At 55.5% G+C, this 16,304-nt stretch carries 13 protein-coding genes; 10 read left to right on the top strand and 3 right to left on the bottom strand.

What is annotated here, in order from left to right; genetic code table 11:
* Positions 1-649 precede the first annotated feature (649 nt).
* The 6 genes from dppA (at position 650) to DBY68_RS17450 (ending at position 6,711) form a co-directional block, all read left to right on the top strand.
* The gene (gene dppA, locus DBY68_RS17475; RefSeq protein ID WP_108476741.1) at positions 650-2,257 is read left to right on the top strand and encodes a dipeptide ABC transporter periplasmic-binding protein DppA; all 1,608 of its coding nucleotides are present in this window, start codon (positions 650-652) and stop codon (positions 2,255-2,257) included.
* Positions 2,258-2,415: 158 nt separating this feature from the next.
* Positions 2,416-3,435 carry a dipeptide ABC transporter permease DppB gene (dppB, locus tag DBY68_RS17470; RefSeq protein WP_108476742.1) on the top strand — a complete coding sequence of 340 codons (1,020 nt, stop codon included), beginning with the start codon at positions 2,416-2,418 and terminating at the stop codon, positions 3,433-3,435.
* Positions 3,436-3,444: 9 nt separating this feature from the next.
* A complete protein-coding gene (gene dppC, locus DBY68_RS17465) occupies positions 3,445-4,347 on the top strand; it encodes a dipeptide ABC transporter permease DppC (RefSeq protein WP_108476743.1) in 903 nt (300 codons plus the stop codon).
* A 10-nt stretch (positions 4,348-4,357) separates the two neighbouring features.
* Positions 4,358-5,341 carry a dipeptide ABC transporter ATP-binding protein gene (gene dppD, locus DBY68_RS17460; RefSeq protein ID WP_108476744.1) on the top strand — a complete coding sequence of 328 codons (984 nt, stop codon included), beginning with the start codon at positions 4,358-4,360 and terminating at the stop codon, positions 5,339-5,341.
* Positions 5,338-6,345, top strand: a complete 1,008-nt coding sequence (dppF, locus tag DBY68_RS17455; RefSeq protein WP_108476745.1) for a dipeptide ABC transporter ATP-binding subunit DppF — start codon at positions 5,338-5,340, stop codon at positions 6,343-6,345. Before dppD ends, dppF begins: the two co-directional genes overlap by 4 nt.
* Before the next feature lie 258 nt (positions 6,346-6,603).
* A complete protein-coding gene (locus DBY68_RS17450) occupies positions 6,604-6,711 on the top strand; it encodes a type I toxin-antitoxin system toxin Ldr family protein (RefSeq protein ID WP_041686144.1) in 108 nt (35 codons plus the stop codon).
* Positions 6,712-6,794: 83 nt separating this feature from the next.
* On the opposite strand, the gene bcsG is transcribed toward DBY68_RS17450, so the two are convergent.
* The 3 genes from bcsG to bcsE are packed head-to-tail and all read right to left on the bottom strand — an operon-like array spanning position 6,795 to position 10,221.
* Positions 6,795-8,474: a cellulose biosynthesis protein BcsG gene (gene bcsG / locus DBY68_RS17445; protein ID WP_108476746.1), complete on the bottom strand. Its 1,680-nt coding sequence runs from the start codon at positions 8,472-8,474 to the stop codon at positions 6,795-6,797.
* Positions 8,471-8,665, bottom strand: coding sequence for a cellulose biosynthesis protein BcsF (gene bcsF / locus DBY68_RS17440; protein ID WP_108476747.1), 195 nt, complete (start codon positions 8,663-8,665; stop codon positions 8,471-8,473). The genes bcsG and bcsF overlap by 4 nt, the downstream gene beginning before the upstream one ends.
* Complete coding sequence (gene bcsE, locus DBY68_RS17435; RefSeq protein WP_108476748.1) at positions 8,662-10,221, bottom strand: cellulose biosynthesis protein BcsE; 1,560 nt, start codon at positions 10,219-10,221, stop codon at positions 8,662-8,664. Before bcsE ends, bcsF begins: the two co-directional genes overlap by 4 nt.
* Positions 10,222-10,393: 172 nt before the next feature.
* On the opposite strand from bcsE, the gene bcsR reads away from it, so the two are divergent.
* The 4 genes from bcsR to bcsB are packed head-to-tail and all read left to right on the top strand — an operon-like array spanning position 10,394 to position 16,298.
* On the top strand, positions 10,394-10,594 hold the full coding sequence (gene bcsR / locus DBY68_RS17430) for a cellulose biosynthesis protein BcsR (RefSeq protein ID WP_108476749.1): 201 nt from the start codon (positions 10,394-10,396) through the stop codon (positions 10,592-10,594).
* A gap of 10 nt (positions 10,595-10,604) precedes the next feature.
* The gene (gene bcsQ, locus DBY68_RS17425; protein WP_108476750.1) at positions 10,605-11,357 is read left to right on the top strand and encodes a cellulose biosynthesis protein BcsQ; all 753 of its coding nucleotides are present in this window, start codon (positions 10,605-10,607) and stop codon (positions 11,355-11,357) included.
* On the top strand, positions 11,354-13,972 hold the full coding sequence (bcsA, locus tag DBY68_RS17420) for a UDP-forming cellulose synthase catalytic subunit (protein WP_108476751.1): 2,619 nt from the start codon (positions 11,354-11,356) through the stop codon (positions 13,970-13,972). The genes bcsQ and bcsA overlap by 4 nt, the downstream gene beginning before the upstream one ends.
* A 13-nt stretch (positions 13,973-13,985) precedes the next feature.
* The gene (gene bcsB, locus DBY68_RS17415) at positions 13,986-16,298 is read left to right on the top strand and encodes a cellulose biosynthesis cyclic di-GMP-binding regulatory protein BcsB (RefSeq protein ID WP_108476752.1); all 2,313 of its coding nucleotides are present in this window, start codon (positions 13,986-13,988) and stop codon (positions 16,296-16,298) included.
* Positions 16,299-16,304: the final 6 nt, after the last annotated feature.

Below are 16,304 nucleotides of genomic sequence, written 5' to 3'. Positions count from 1 at the left end.
TGTAAGTGTCTACCATGTCTCCGAACAAGTGTTCACTATGTCCCCGGACTGTACAGGGAGAGGGCCGGGGTGAGGGGAACAGCGTGCGACGATCACACATAAGGCCCTTTACGCATCTGAATCATCGCGACCTCTCCATTTTGTGACCTATTCCATTGCTTTTTTTTATACATAGTCAGATCTTTTTTTTCGTTGCTTATGGATAACCTCAGCATTTTCCCCTGTGCGTTTTAACGTTCGCGGTATTTATCGCTCAGATAATCACCATTCTGTCATTATTTTTTCATAATGTGATTAAACGTTAATCACTGACCACCTGGAATTATCAAGAACAAAACTCTGGCTTGTCGCGAGTAGCATAAATTTCTCTGCTGAAAATACCGCTCTGGAGTTTTTTTAATCTTTGCCTGTCAATTCTCACCCTTGTTGTAAATCCCGGATGAGTGTATTGACGTTTTCACATTCTGTTGACAGATTGTAGGGCACGAGGGGCATTTCAGGGAGGATCTGCGCTGCAACTCACACGCTCACCTGAAAGGAATCTCCATCCCCTGTAACGCCTTCGGGCACCACCGACCAGACCGGTTAAAAAACAAATAAAGGCTGGCGGAATAACAACAACACAACACACATAACCTGGAGCAGAATAATGAGTATTTCCTTGAAGAAGTCAGGGATGCTGAAGCTTGGTCTCAGCCTGGTGGCGATGACCGTCGCAGCGGGCGTACAGGCTAAAACCCTGGTTTATTGTTCTGAAGGCTCGCCGGAAGGCTTTAACCCACAGCTCTTTACCTCGGGAACCACCTACGACGCCAGCTCGGTGCCAATCTATAACCGTCTGGTGGAGTTCAAAACCGGCACCACCGAAGTCATCCCTGGGCTCGCTGAAAAGTGGGAAGTCAGCGAAGATGGCAAAACCTACACCTTCCACCTGCGTAATGGTGTGAAGTGGCAGGACAGCAAAGATTTCAAACCAACGCGTGACTTCAACGCCGATGACGTGGTGTTCTCATTCGATCGTCAGAAAAACGATCAGAACCCGTACCATAAAATTTCTGGTGGCAGCTATGAATACTTCGAAGGCATGGGCCTGCCGGAGCTGATTAGCGAAGTGAAAAAAGTCGATGACCACACGGTTCAATTCGTGCTGACTCGTCCGGAAGCGCCGTTCCTCGCCGACCTGGCAATGGACTTCGCCTCTATTCTGTCAAAAGAATATGCTGACAACATGCTGAAAGCCGGTACGCCGGACAAAGTTGACCTGAACCCAATCGGTACCGGGCCATTCCAGCTGCAGCAGTACCAGAAAGACTCCCGTATTCTCTATAAAGCCTTCCCGGGCTATTGGGGCACCAAGCCGAAGATCGACCGTCTGGTCTTCTCCATCACGCCTGACGCTTCCGTGCGTTACGCCAAGCTGCAGAAGAACGAATGCCAGGTGATGCCGTACCCGAACCCGGCAGACATCGCGCGCATGAAGCAGGATAAAAATATTACCCTGCACGAGCAGGCGGGCCTGAACGTGGGCTATCTCTCCTACAACGTGCAGAAAAAACCGCTCGATGATGTGAAAGTTCGCCAGGCGCTGACCTACGCGGTGAACAAAGAAGCGATCATCAAAGCCGTTTATCAGGGCGCTGGCGTGGCCGCGAAAAACCTGATCCCGCCAACCATGTGGGGCTATAACGATGATGTTAAAGACTACAGCTACGATCCTGAAAAAGCGAAAGCGCTGCTGAAAGAAGCGGGTCACGCGGACGGTTTCACCATCGATCTGTGGGCGATGCCGGTTCAGCGTCCGTATAACCCGAACGCACGCCGTATGGCGGAGATGATCCAGGCCGACTGGGCCAAAGTGGGCGTGAAAGCCAATATCGTCACCTACGAATGGGGTGAGTACCTGAAACGCGCGAAAGCCGGTGAACACCAGACGGTAATGATGGGCTGGACCGGTGATAACGGGGATCCGGATAACTTCTTCGCTACCCTGTTTAGCTGCGCGGCGTCAGAGCAAGGCTCCAACTACTCAAAATGGTGCTACAAGCCGTTTGAAGACCTGATTCAACCGGCACGCGCGACCGACGATCACAACAAGCGTATTGAACTCTACAAACAAGCTCAGGTAGTGATGCACGACCAGGCGCCAGCGCTGATCATTGCTCACTCCACCGTGTACGAGCCGGTGCGTAAAGAAGTCAAAGGCTATGTGGTTGATCCGTTGGGCAAACACCACTTCGACAACGTCTCTATCGAATAATAACGATGTTCCCCCTCTCCCTCAGGGGTGAGGGCGGGGTGAGGGTGGCCTGGTGTCACCTTTAGCCTCCCCTGTGCCCTGAGGGGGCGGGTATTTACATTTGTGAGCAATACAGACACCCAGTTCCAGGCTGCGTGTCACTAGAGAGAATCCGGGTTATGTTGCAGTTTATTCTCCGACGTTTGGGGCTCGTCATCCCCACGTTTATCGGTATTACCCTTCTCACGTTTGCGTTTGTCCATATGATCCCCGGCGACCCGGTGATGATTATGGCGGGCGAGCGTGGCATCTCCCCTGAACGCCATGCCGAACTGTTGGCCGCGCTCGGCCTTGATAAGCCGATGTGGCAGCAGTACCTCCACTATATCTGGGGCGTCATGCATGGTGATTTAGGGATCTCACTGAAAAGCCGTCTTCCGGTGTGGGACGAGTTTGTGCCGCGTTTTAAAGCAACGCTGGAACTCTGCATCTGCGCCATGATGTTCGCCGTCGCCGTGGGTATCCCGGTGGGCGTGCTGGCTGCGGTAAAACGCGGCTCTATCTTCGATCACACCGCCGTTGGCCTGGCGCTGACCGGCTATTCCATGCCTATTTTCTGGTGGGGCATGATGCTGATCATGCTGGTTTCGGTGCACTGGAACCTGACGCCGGTCTCCGGGCGTGTGAGCGACATGGTGTTCCTTGATGACTCGAACCCGTTGACCGGTTTCATGCTGATTGATACCGCCATTTGGGGCGAAGAGGGTAACTTTATCGACGCGGTGGCGCACATGATTTTGCCCGCCATCGTGCTGGGTACCATCCCGCTGGCGGTGATTGTACGTATGACGCGCTCCTCCATGCTGGAAGTGCTGGGTGAAGATTATATCCGCACCGCACGCGCCAAAGGGCTGACCCGCATGCGAGTTATCATCGTACACGCGTTGCGTAACGCCATGCTGCCAGTGGTGACCGTTATCGGCCTGCAGGTCGGTACGCTGCTGGCAGGCGCGATCCTGACAGAAACCATCTTCTCCTGGCCGGGCCTTGGCCGCTGGTTGATTGACGCGTTACAGCGCCGTGATTATCCGGTGGTACAGGGCGGCGTGCTGCTGGTGGCGACGATGATAATCCTGGTCAACCTGCTGGTTGATCTTCTCTATGGCGTGGTGAACCCGCGTATCCGGCATAAGAAGTAAGGGGCCATCATGTCACAAGTCACTGAAAATAAAACGGTGTCCGCACCGGTGCCAATGACGCCGATGCAGGAGTTCTGGCACTACTTTAAACGTAACAAAGGTGCGGTGGTTGGCCTGATTTACGTGGTCATTGTGCTGTTTATTGCGATTTTCGCTAACTGGATAGCGCCTTATAACCCGGCGGATCAGTTCCGTGATTCCTTACTCGCCCCGCCTGTGTGGCAGGAAGGCGGAAGCTGGGCGCATTTGCTGGGGACTGATGACGTAGGCCGTGATGTGATGTCGCGTCTGATGTACGGTGCGCGTTTATCGCTGCTGGTGGGTTGTCTGGTGGTCGTGCTGTCGCTGGTGCTGGGGATTGTCCTCGGGCTGGTGGCGGGCTACTTCGGCGGCCTGGTGGATAACGTCATTATGCGCGTGGTCGATATCATGCTGGCGCTGCCGAGCCTGCTGCTCGCGCTGGTTCTGGTGGCGATTTTCGGCCCCTCTATCGGTAACGCCGCGCTGGCGCTGACCTTTGTTGCGCTACCGCACTATGTCCGTTTGACGCGCGCCGCCGTACTGGTGGAAGTCAATCGCGACTACGTCACCGCGTCTCGCGTGGCGGGGGCGGGGGCGATGCGCCAGATGTTCGTCAATATCTTCCCGAACTGCCTTGCGCCGCTGATTGTTCAGGCGTCGCTCGGCTTCTCTAACGCCATTCTCGATATGGCCGCCCTTGGCTTCCTCGGCATGGGTGCGCAGCCGCCAACACCGGAGTGGGGCACCATGCTCTCCGACGTGTTGCAGTTCGCGCAAAGCGCCTGGTGGGTCGTGACCTTCCCGGGTCTGGCGATCCTGCTGACGGTGCTGGCATTTAACCTGATGGGTGACGGTCTGCGTGACGCGCTCGATCCCAAACTGAAGCAGTAAGAGGTTCGAGATGGCGTTATTACATGTAGATAAATTATCGGTGCACTTCGGCGACGAAGGCACACCGTTTCGCGCCGTGGACCGCGTCAGTTATCGCGTGGATCAGGGTGAAGTTGTGGGGATTGTTGGCGAGTCGGGTTCCGGTAAATCGGTCAGTTCGCTGGCGATCATGGGGCTGATTGATTATCCGGGCCGTGTCATGGCGGAGAGCCTGGCGTTCAACGGCCAGGATTTGCAGCGTATTTCAGAAAAAGAGCGTCGTAACCTGGTGGGCGCCGAAGTGGCGATGATCTTCCAGGACCCGATGACCAGTCTTAACCCGTGCTACACCGTCGGTTTCCAGATAATGGAAGCGATTAAGGTGCATCAGGGCGGCAATAAGAAAACGCGTCGCCAGCGGGCGATTGACCTGCTGAATCAGGTCGGTATTCCCGATCCGGCCTCGCGGCTGGATGTCTATCCGCATCAGCTTTCCGGCGGGATGAGCCAGCGTGTCATGATCGCCATGGCGATTGCTTGCCGGCCAAAACTGCTGATTGCCGATGAACCGACGACGGCGCTCGACGTGACCATTCAGGCGCAGATCATCGAACTGCTGCTGGAGTTGCAGCAGAAAGAGAATATGGCGCTGATCCTGATCACCCACGATTTGGCGCTGGTGGCGGAAGCGGCACATAAAATTATCGTGATGTATGCCGGCCAGGTGGTGGAAACCGGGGCGGCGCGCGATATCTTCCGCGCGCCGCGTCATCCGTACACTCAGGCGCTGCTGCGCGCGCTGCCGGAGTTTGCGCAGGACAAAGCGCGTCTGGCCTCATTGCCGGGCGTAGTTCCGGGCAAATATGACCGCCCGAACGGCTGTCTGCTGAATCCGCGCTGCCCGTATGCCACGGATAAATGCCGCACTGAAGAGCCGGATCTGAACCTGCTGGATGGCGCGCGTCAGTCCAAATGTCACTACCCACTCGATGACGCCGGGAGGCCTACACGATGAGTACGCAAGAGGCCGCTCTGCAACCGCTGTTGCAGGCAACCGATCTGAAAAAATACTACCCGGTGAAGAAAGGGTTATTTGCCCCTGAGCGCCTGGTGAAAGCGCTGGATGGCGTGTCGTTTACGCTTGAACGCGGTAAAACGCTGGCGGTGGTGGGCGAATCTGGCTGTGGCAAATCAACGCTGGGCCGTCTGCTGACGATGATTGAAACCCCCACCGGCGGGGCGCTGTCTTATCAGGGCCAGGATCTGCTGAAACATGACCCGCACGCGCAGAAGCTGCGTCGGCAGAAAATTCAAATAGTCTTCCAGAATCCTTACGGCTCTCTGAACCCGCGTAAAAAAGTGGGGCAGATTCTGGAAGAGCCGCTGCTGATTAACACCTCACTTAGCAAAGCTGAACGCCGTGAAAAAGCGCTGGCGATGATGGCGAAAGTGGGCCTGAAAACGGAACACTATGACCGTTATCCGCATATGTTCTCCGGCGGCCAGCGTCAACGTATCGCCATCGCCCGTGGTCTGATGCTCGACCCGGATGTGGTGATTGCCGACGAACCAGTTTCCGCGCTGGACGTCTCGGTGCGCGCGCAGGTGCTCAACCTGATGATGGATTTGCAGCAGGAGCTGGGGCTGTCTTATGTATTTATCTCGCACGATCTGTCCGTGGTCGAGCACATTGCCGATGAAGTGATGGTGATGTATCTGGGGCGCTGCGTGGAGAAGGGAACGAAAGACCAGATCTTCAATAACCCGCGTCACCCGTACACCCAGGCGCTGCTATCGGCGACACCACGTCTGAATCCGGACGATCGCCGTGAGCGTATTAAACTCACCGGCGAACTGCCAAGCCCGCTGAATCCGCCGCCGGGCTGTGCCTTCAACGCCCGCTGCCGTCGTCGCTTTGGGCCATGTACCCAACTCGCGCCGCAGCTAAAAGAGTATGGTGGTCAATTGGTTGCGTGCTTCGCCGTAGACCAGGATGAAAACCCTGAAAAGGCGTTATAAGGTCTGGAAGGCAGTGCGCATATTGCGAGATTGCCTGGTGAAGGGAATAAACAGAAAAGCGTAGTATCGACGCCAGGCCGGGTTCGCCCGGTCAGGCGCAATGTTGCGGGGGCTTGATCCCCGGCGGCATTGGTTGCTGGAAAGAGAAAACCCCCGCGCGTTGAGAGGTTTAACCTGACAACATAACGGGGGCTAATCTTGACTCTAGACAATTCAAGAATAGCCGCGAACTGTTGTCATTTCAAGCAAGGCGGCTATATGACGTTCGCACAACTCTGTGTGATCTTCTGGCACGATCTGGCAGCGCCGATTCTGGTGGGGATTATCACCACCGCAATCGTGAGCTGGTGGCGTAACCGGAGATAATATGCAGGCGGGCGTCAGGCTGTCGAGATGGCAACGCGCGCCCGAATCGGGCCGCAGGGGTAACATCCTGCGGCCTTTTTTGCTTACTGCGGATACGGTACCCAGTCGCCACCGTTCAGGCGAACATACGGTTTACCCTGGTATTGCATCACCACGGCGTTGGAGTTCTCAGAGACCGGCGCCGTTTGCGGCAGGCTATTGGTGTAGGCCTGCCAGTCCACGCTATCTTCATTAAACATCTTACCGTCAACGGCGCGGGCAACCAGTTCCGAGACCGCAAGGTAGCTGCTCGGCTGATCGATAACGATCGGCGCGCCCTGATGCGGTGCTTTCATACCGAAGAATTTCACCGCTGCCGGGACATGCGTAATAGACGGGCTCGGAATATCGCGCAGGCCAGAAACCTGCATTTTATCGCCCTGCAGCGCCGCGCCGTGTTCCGGCACCACAACCACCATCACTTTACGCCCCGATTTTTCCAGTTCGGTAAAGAAGGTATCCAGCTCGTCGAACAGCTTCTGCGCACGCGCTTTGTAATCGGCTGTTTTGCTCTGGCCCTGATAGTGGTTACCGTCGTGGAGCGGCAGAATGTTGAAGAAGGTTGCGGTACGTTTTTCCGCGCCCTGGCCTTCCGACTCCTGCCAGCGTTTCAGAACGGCAAGGTCGTCATATACCGGTGAGCCGTCGAACGAGAGCAGGTTAATCGGCAGTTTGCTTTGATCCATCAACGGGCTTTGCACACCCCCGTTATCACGTATCTCTTTCAGGAAGCCACCGAAGACGCCGTTGTGATCCAGCATCAGTTGCTGCGCGAAGCCCAGTTTGCTCAGGTTATCGAACAGGTAGCACTGATTACCGGCGGGCTGATACAGATTGGTATGCGACGCTTGACCGCAACTGGCGCGCAGCAGACGAATCGCCGCCGGGCCGCTGTAAGAGGTGGCTGAGTTGAAGTTGGTAAAGCGAATATCAAAGTGCGACCACAGCGGATGCTGCATCAGACCAGCCGCTTCAATATCGGCGTTCGAGAGCGAGCAGATGTTGATCACCAGCAGTTCAAAAGGCTGGGCATCGGCAGGCAACGTATCGGGGAATTTGGTCGAGCGCTTTTCTTCCGATTGATAGAAACTGCTCAGCCAGGCATTAAGATTGGCGGAAGTCGGCGGTGCGGTTTGCGCCGGAATATCACCCACAACCGGCGTATTGCCCGCCGTAGCGACCGTCGCGGCAGCCGTGCCGCCGGTGGTGGTGACGGTATTGGTCGGCTGACCGCCGGGGAACAGGCTAAAGGAAGGGCCAACCAGCGTAATCAGATTCAGCCAGACCATCGCCGCGACCACAAACACCGTCACGCGGATCCACTGGGTTAAGAACAGCCAGGCGACCAGCAGCACAAAGAAGGCGCCAACCATCTGCCAGTTGATAAAGCGGGTGACCAGATCCCACATATAGTCCGCGCTGAAGCCCGCAATTTGCGAGCCCTGGCTCATAATACTTTCCGGACCAGGCAGCCATGTATCATGCCAGAAGAGGGCAAAGCCTATCGGAATGGCAATCCAGTTGCGCCACTTATGCAGACGGCGATTGGGCAGTGGAAACAGCAGAAACGCCATAAACACCAGGTTCTGCATGGCGTGAAAATTGAGGTAACCGGCCCACAGCAGGCCAAATTTTACCAGGAAATAGAAGTTCCAGCCGGACAAGCCGCGCCAGTATTGCCAGAGTGGCGATGAGGCCGTGGCGGTTTGGGTTGATTGGGTCATTTTTCTGTTTTCGCTCTGGAACTTGAACCCCGGCGCAGGACGCCAGCAGGTTTAACATAACGCGGTTTAAAGAACATCAGCCGGAAGGCGTTTTCGATGCGGCGTTGATAGTGGCGTGTCAAATATCCCAGCGGGAAGAAGAGCAGCGCGCACAAGACAACTAACTGAATAATATCGCTTATCGACATCATGTTGGTTGTTCTCCCGTATCGGTGGATAAACGATGCGGTTCCGGATAACGGCGCCAGTGTCGGCCATCGTGCGTGGCGTTGATAATTTTGCCCGGCTGGGTGGTCACTGGCAGCGGTTTCGTCCAGCGTTCCGGTTTCACGTCCTGCATATTCACCAGTTCCGCCGCGATTTGCTTATCTTCAAACCAAATTACCCGGTTAGAAAAAATGTCGCCCGTTGGCAGTGGGAAAATATGGTTCAGGGCGATATCAAGATCGTTGACCCGACAAAAGGATAAAAAGATCATCAGCCGCTTATCCGCAATGGTGGCAATATCCCCCATACGGTGCGGGCGGCACAGGGTCAGCGCTTGTTCAACACGTAAGCCCGGTGCCGGACGCAGCGCGACGAGCACGCCTTTACCATCGGCTGGGAGCAGCGGATTGTTGACGATTTTTTGCACCGCCTCGCAGAACACATCCCACTTCTGGTAGCCTTTGAGCTTTAATGGTTCGGTATTACTAAACAGCGTAGCCAAATCTTCAGGCACGCGGCGGCTGAATTGCTGATTTTGCACGCTTTCAATTAACGTCAGACAGCGCGAAAGCGCCGAACTGTGCGAGATAACCAGGTTTGCACCGCAGCTTAACAATAGACGCTCATCGGTGGCGCGCAGACTGGGCACGCTTTCACGCACCACGATTTTAATTGCCGTACCGCGCTGACGCCGTAGCGTGTGAATATATCGCGCGAGCTGTTCGATCTGGCTGTTCTGGCCCATAACGAAAATAATCGTCGCGGCCTGTGCGCTGCGCGCGGCATTAAAGACGGCGTCATTGGTATCGAATACCGTCCAGTGTTCAGAAAGGGGCGGAGCGCCTTCCAGAAAGGCGATATTGCTGAACACTTCCTTTTCATCCGTGCGCGGCTGAACATTTGCCAGTTCTTCCTGAACTAATTCCAGGCCGTTATCGTGTTGCCTAACGAGAAGCTGCTGACGGGCGCTTACGCCTTTTTCATTCGCCCAAAAAGCAATGTCAAAAAGCAGCCCATCGCCCTGATAACGTAAACTTGCCAGACCGGCAAGTGAACCGTACTCACTTAACAAACGCGAGGTTTGCGCATCAGAATTGTTTCCGGGGCTGAGAATCAGAAGGGTGCAACAATGGTATTTAACCCACTTATTGGATTTACGAAGCCAATCATGAAATTTTTCTGGAGGAATATTTTTCCATGCATTATTGCTGCATAAAACCACAATCAGGAAATTTGTAGGATCGAGAGAGCAGAGTAAATCGCGGCGCATAAAGTATAGACTACTTTCATTTTCCTGCATGGAAAAAAGATCTATTTTTTGAGGCCCGCGGTCTTCTTCTAACCTTATGATTTTCTTTGGATCTGAACCCATGCATACCACCGCGACCCGCGCCTCTTTTTGTTGCGCGGCAAGGGTTTGGTTTAGCAGGCTGACAGCGTCTTCATGGCGATCGGTATTAACCCACCAAACGCCACCGGTCGGCATGTGACTGACTTCGTCCCATAATGACTGAATACCAATAGAAAATATGGGGTTCATCGTGTCCTTCTTTTTGCGGATTTGCCTGCATATCAGTTTACTAGCGAAAGCAGTAGAATAAACCTAAGATTGAAATTAAATAACATCAGATTTAGCATGTAAACGAATTTCAGGAAAAGCTTGCTTAGCACCGTAGCGTAGTTCCTGGTTTATTCCATAGGGATCGACAAAAATGCCGGATAATGAACCCATGACTTCGTCAGATTCGACGCTCGGTTATACATTTCAGAATGACTTCCTGGCGTTGAGCCGGGCATTTTCTTTGCCAGATATTGATTACACCGATATTTCTCAGCGCGAACAACTCGCCGCAGCTTTTAAGCGTTGGCCTTTGCTGGCTGAGTTTGCAGATCAAATAGTCGAACAAAAATAAGGAAGCCATAATGGCCATTCTGGGATTACAGGGCTTGCGTGGCGGAGTGGGGACCACTTCCGTTACGGCGGCGCTAGCCTGGTCATTACAACTACTTGGCGAATCGGTGCTGGTGATTGACGCCTGCCCCGACAATTTGCTGCGCCTGTCATTTAATGACGAGATAGCCCATAAAGGCGGCTGGGCGCGCGCGGTGCTTGACGGTGAAGACTGGCGCGACGCCGGGATGCGTTACACCTCGCTAATCGATGTTTTGCCGTTTGGCACGCTGACGCCGGGCGAGCGTGAAAACGTGTTGTCGCTGGCAGATCAACTTGCTGAAATCACCGCCATTGCCGAAGCGCTCGAGCGTAAAGGAGAGTATCGCTGGATCCTCCTCGACCTGCCGCACGGCTTTTATCCGTGGACGCAATCTCTGATGGCGGCCTGCCACCATACGCTGATGATTGTCCAGCCCGACACCAACTGTCACGTGCGCCTGCATCAGCAGGCGCTGCCGGTAAACGCCCATATCCTGATTAACGACCTGCGCGTCGGCAGCCAGCTTCAGGAAGATCTGTATCAGGTATGGCTGCAAACCCAACGTCGCCTGCTGCCGATTGCCGTCCATCGCGACGAAGCGATGGCCGAGTGTATGGCGGCGAAACAACCGCTGGGCGAATATCGCCATGACTCGCTGGCGGCGGAAGAGATCCTGACGCTGGCGAGCTGGTGTCTGCTGCATTACGCCGGTGTTCGTGCTCCAGAGGAGTCGGCATCATGATTCGCCTGAGCGCCTGGCTGTTTGCCCCGGAAGCCTATGCGCGCCTTCATGCGCGTTATCAGGGCTACCGGCGCGCGGGCGCATCTCGTTTTAGCGCGTCGCTGGGCTGCTTTTGGGTGGCACTGGTGTGGGCGTTTATTCCGCTTGAACAGGCGAACTGGCAGCGGCTGATCGCCCGCCAGGATGAGCTTTATCCCCATATTGATGCTGAGCGTCCGCGTCCGCTCGACCCGCTACGCTATCTGCTGCAAAGCGTGTGGCTGCTGGCGACAAAGCGACCTGAACCGGCGAAGCGTCCTGGCTGGCGATCGCTTGCGGCGGTGCAGGGCGTGATGGGGCGCTATCATCAGTGGGTGGAGGCGATCCCGGCGAAAGTTAACGCGCGAACCGGGCATCTCGATAGCCACAAAGAGCTGGCGCACATCAACCCTAAAATCCGCCGTATCGTGTTGGGCGTGGTGGTGACGCTGTCGCTCGCGCTGGCGCTCATCTGTATCACCCAACCCTTTAATCCACTGTCTCAGTTCATCTTTTTAATGTTGCTGTGGGGCGTGGCGCTGCTGGTCAGACGCATCCCAGGGCGCTTCTCGGCATTGATGCTGATTGTACTGTCGCTCACCGTGTCCTGCCGCTATATCTGGTGGCGCTACACCTCGACGCTGAACTGGAACGATCCGGTGAGCCTGGTGTGTGGCCTCATTCTGCTGTTCGCTGAAACCTACGCGTGGATTGTGCTGGTTCTGGGGTATTTCCAGGTTGTCTGGCCGCTCAACCGCCAGCCCGTTCCGCTGCCAAAAGATATGAACCAGTGGCCAACGGTCGATATCTTTGTGCCGACCTACAACGAAGACCTCAACGTGGTGAAGAACACGGTCTACGCGTCGCTGGGTATCGACTGGCCGAAGGATAAAGTGTCAATCTGGATACTGGATGACGGTAACCGCCCTGAGTTTCGTCAGTTTGCGAAAGATGTCGGTGTCGAGTACGTGGCGCGCAGTACCCATGAGCATGCGAAAGCCGGGAACATTAACAACGCGCTGAAGCTGGCGAAAGGCGAATTCGTGTCGATTTTTGACTGCGACCACGTGCCAACGCGCTCGTTCCTGCAAATGACCATGGGCTGGTTCCTGAAGGATAAAAAGCTGGCGATGATGCAGACGCCGCACCACTTCTTCTCGCCGGATCCGTTTGAACGTAACCTGGGTCGTTTTCGTAAAACGCCGAACGAAGGCACGCTGTTCTATGGCCTGGTGCAGGATGGTAACGACATGTGGGATGCGACCTTCTTCTGCGGTTCCTGCGCCGTCATTCGCCGTAAACCGCTCGATGAAATTGGCGGCATCGCCGTGGAAACGGTGACGGAAGATGCGCACACCTCGTTGCGTTTACACCGTCTGGGCTACACCTCTGCTTATATGCGTCTTCCACAGGCCGCGGGGCTGGCGACGGAGAGTCTATCCGCGCACATCGGCCAACGTATTCGTTGGGCGCGCGGAATGGTGCAAATCTTCCGCCTGGATAACCCCTTGTTTGGCAAAGGGTTAAAATTCGCGCAGCGGCTCTGTTACGTCAACGCCATGTTCCACTTCTTGTCCGGCGTGCCGAGGCTCATCTTCCTCACCGCGCCGCTCGCTTTCCTGCTGCTGCACGCCTATATCATTTACGCCCCGGCGCTGATGATTGCACTGTTCGTGCTGCCGCACATGATCCACGCCAGCCTGACCAACTCGAAGATCCAGGGCAAATATCGCCACTCCTTCTGGAGCGAAATCTACGAAACGGTGCTGGCATGGTATATCGCGCCGCCGACGCTGGTGGCGTTGATTAACCCGCATAAAGGTAAATTCAACGTCACGGCGAAAGGCGGGCTGGTGAAAGAGGAGTATGTTGACTGGGTGATTTCCCGGCCATACATCTATCTTGTTTTACTCAACCTTGTGGGCGTGGCGTTTGGTATCTGGCGCTTTATGTACGGCCCGGAAGATGAAATTCTCACGGTCTGGGTCAGCCTGATATGGGTCTTCTACAACCTGATTATCCTCGGCGGCGCGGTGGCCGTGTCGGTGGAAAGTAAACAGGTTCGCCGCTCGCATCGCGTAGAGATCAAAATGCCTGGCGCAATTGCCCGCGAAGACGGTCATCTCTTCTCCTGTACGGTGCATGACTTCTCCGATGGCGGCGTGGGGATCAAAATTAACGGCGACGCACAGGTGCTCGAAGAGCAGAAAGTGAATCTGCTGCTCAAGCGTGGCCAGCAGGAGTACGTCTTCCCGACGCAAGTGGTGCGCGTGATTGGTAGCGAAGTTGGTCTCAAACTGTTACCGATGACCACCCGTCAGCATATCGATTTTGTTCAATGTACCTTCGCGCGTGCCGATACCTGGGCGCTCTGGCAGGACAGCTATCCGGAAGATAAACCACTGGAAAGCCTGCTGGATATTCTCAAGCTCGGCTTCCGGGGCTATCGCCATCTGGCGGAATTCGCCCCTCCGTTTGCAAAAGTAATTTTCCGTACGCTCACTTCGCTGGTGGCCTGGGTGGCTTCTTTTGTCCCGCGTCGCCCTGAGCGTGAAGCTGTGCAGCCGCACTCACAGCCGGTTATGGCTCAACAATAATGATGAATACACGATGAAAAGAAAACTCTCCTGGATTTGTGCAGTGGCGATGGGAATGGGCAGCCTGCTGCCTGCGACAACCTGGTCTGAACCGACGACCGCAACGCCGGTCATGCCGCCTGCTCAGGAGAGCGCGACGACGCCTGCTGCTGCGCCGTCTGATGCTTCACCCGTGGTGGTGGAAAGCGTGCCATCGCGCGATGTTAAACTCACCTTCGCGCAAATTGCGCCGCCGCCGGGCAGCATGGTGCTGCGCGGTGCGAATCCTAATGGCTCTATTGAATTTGGTATGCGCAGCGACGAAGTCGTGTCGAAAGCCTTGCTGAATCTCACCTATACGCCATCGCCATCGCTTCAGCCGGTATTGTCGCAACTGAAGGTGTATCTGAATGAAGAGCTGATGGACGTGCTGCCGGTCACCAAAGAGCAATTGGGGAAAAAGGTCAGCGCGCAAATTCCTATCGACCCGCTCTATATCACCGACTTTAACCGCGTGCGTCTGGAGTTTGTCGGCCACTACCGTGACGTCTGTGAAAACCCGGCCAACACCACCGTCTGGCTGGACGTGGGCCGTAACAGTTCGCTGGATTTAACCTATCAGGCGCTGAATGTGCGTAACGATCTGTCGCACTTCCCGGTTCCATTCTTTGATTCTCGCGATAACCGCCCCTTAACGTTGCCGATCGTTTTCGCGGCGACGCCGGATCTGCAACAGCAGCAGGCGGCGGGGATTGTCGCCTCGTGGTTTGGTTCGCGTGCGGGCTGGCGTGGGCAAAACTTCCCGGTCAGCTACAACACGCTGCCGGATAAAAATGCCATTGTCTTTGCCACCAACGACAAGCGCCCTGATTTCCTGCGCGATCATCCGCCGGTGAAAGCCCCGACGATCGAGATGATCAACCACCCTAACGATCCTTACGTCAAGCTGCTGGTGATCATGGGCCGCGACGATAACGATCTGCTGATGGCCGCGAAAGGCATTGCTCAGGGCAATATCTTGTTCCGTGGCGACAGCGTGGTGGTGGATGATGTGAAACCGTTGCTGGCACGTGTGCCGTACGATGCGCCGAACTGGGTGCGTACCGATCGTCCGGTGACGTTTGGTGAGCTGAAAACCTATGAGCAACAGCTGCAATCCACCGGGCTGGAACCGGCGTCCATTAACGTGGCGCTGAATCTGCCGCCGGATCTCTACCTGCTGCGCAGCAATGGTATCGATATGGATCTCAAATATCGCTTTACCATGCCGGCGGTGAAAGACAGTTCGCGAATGGATATCAGCCTGAACGATCAGTTCCTGCAGTCGTTTAACCTTAACAGCACCCAGGAAGTGAGCAGTCTGCTGCTGCGTCTGCCAGTATTGCAGGGGTTAGTTGACGGTAAAAACGAAGTGACCATTCCGGCGCTGCGCCTGGGCGCAATGAACCAGCTGCGCTTCAACTTCCAGTATATGAACCCGATGCCGGGCGGCTCGATTGATAACTGTATTACCTTCCAGCCGGTGCAGAACCATGTGGTGATTGGCGATGACTCGACGATCGACTTCTCCAACTACTATCACTTCCTGGCGATGCCTGACCTGCGCGCGTTTGCCAACGCGGGCTTCCCGTTCAGCCGTATGGCGGATCTCTCTGACACCACCGTGGTGATGCCGAAAAACCCGACCGTTGAACAGGTGACCACGCTGTTGAATACCGTGGGTGAGATGGGCGCACAGACTGGCTTCCCGGCGATGAACGTCACGCTCGCCGATGAGGGCAGCGACATTCAGGGCAAAGATACCGACCTGCTGCTGATTGGCTCCATTCCGCAAAAACTGAAAAACGACAAGCAGATTGACCTGCTGGTTGAAGCCACGAAGAGCTGGGTGAAAACGCCGCTGCGTCATCATGACCTGCCGAGCATCTATCTTGATGAAAACGAACGTAAGCCGAACGTGCAGACGGACGTCACCTCCTCCGGCCCGATGGCGGCGATAGTCGGTTTCCAGTCGCCGTATAACGATCAACGCAGTGTGGTTGCGCTATTGGCGGACAGCCCGCGCGGTTATGAACTGCTGAACGGCGCACTGAACGACAGCGGCAAGCGCGCGGCGATGTTTGGTTCGGTGTCGGTGATTCGCGAATCGGGCGTAAGCAGCCTGCGCGTGGGCGATGTGTATTACGTCGGTCACCTGCCATGGTTTGAGCGCCTGTGGTTTGCCCTCTCTAACCATCCGATTCTGCTGGCGCTGTTTGCCGCTATCAGCATCGTATTGCTGGCGTGGGTACTGTGGCGACTGCTGCGCATTATCAGCCGCCGTCGACTGGATCCTGAAGACGAGTAAGCCGTG

Origin of the sequence: Pseudocitrobacter sp. RIT415, from assembly GCF_003057695.2 — a bacterium.
Classification (GTDB): domain Bacteria; phylum Pseudomonadota; class Gammaproteobacteria; order Enterobacterales; family Enterobacteriaceae; genus Pseudocitrobacter; species Pseudocitrobacter faecalis.
This window is presented reverse-complemented; position numbering and strand designations above follow the sequence as displayed.

What these genes read in the sequence shown, in the direction of transcription:
- dppD (WP_108476744.1), top strand. Translation starts at nt 4,358, where the DNA reads ATGGCGTTATTACATGTAGATAAATTATCGGTGCACTTCGGCGACGAA.
- bcsR (WP_108476749.1), top strand. Translation starts at nt 10,394, where the DNA reads ATGCCGGATAATGAACCCATGACTTCGTCAGATTCGACGCTCGGTTAT.
- dppF (WP_108476745.1), top strand. Translation starts at nt 5,338, where the DNA reads ATGAGTACGCAAGAGGCCGCTCTGCAACCGCTGTTGCAGGCAACCGAT.
- bcsB (WP_108476752.1), top strand. Translation starts at nt 13,986, where the DNA reads ATGAAAAGAAAACTCTCCTGGATTTGTGCAGTGGCGATGGGAATGGGC.
- bcsG (WP_108476746.1), bottom strand. Translation starts at nt 8,474, where the DNA reads ATGACCCAATCAACCCAAACCGCCACGGCCTCATCGCCACTCTGGCAA.
- bcsQ (WP_108476750.1), top strand. Translation starts at nt 10,605, where the DNA reads ATGGCCATTCTGGGATTACAGGGCTTGCGTGGCGGAGTGGGGACCACT.
- DBY68_RS17450 (WP_041686144.1), top strand. Translation starts at nt 6,604, where the DNA reads ATGACGTTCGCACAACTCTGTGTGATCTTCTGGCACGATCTGGCAGCG.
- bcsE (WP_108476748.1), bottom strand. Translation starts at nt 10,221, where the DNA reads ATGAACCCCATATTTTCTATTGGTATTCAGTCATTATGGGACGAAGTC.
- dppC (WP_108476743.1), top strand. Translation starts at nt 3,445, where the DNA reads ATGTCACAAGTCACTGAAAATAAAACGGTGTCCGCACCGGTGCCAATG.
- dppA (WP_108476741.1), top strand. Translation starts at nt 650, where the DNA reads ATGAGTATTTCCTTGAAGAAGTCAGGGATGCTGAAGCTTGGTCTCAGC.
- dppB (WP_108476742.1), top strand. Translation starts at nt 2,416, where the DNA reads ATGTTGCAGTTTATTCTCCGACGTTTGGGGCTCGTCATCCCCACGTTT.
- bcsA (WP_108476751.1), top strand. Translation starts at nt 11,354, where the DNA reads ATGATTCGCCTGAGCGCCTGGCTGTTTGCCCCGGAAGCCTATGCGCGC.
- bcsF (WP_108476747.1), bottom strand. Translation starts at nt 8,665, where the DNA reads ATGATGTCGATAAGCGATATTATTCAGTTAGTTGTCTTGTGCGCGCTG.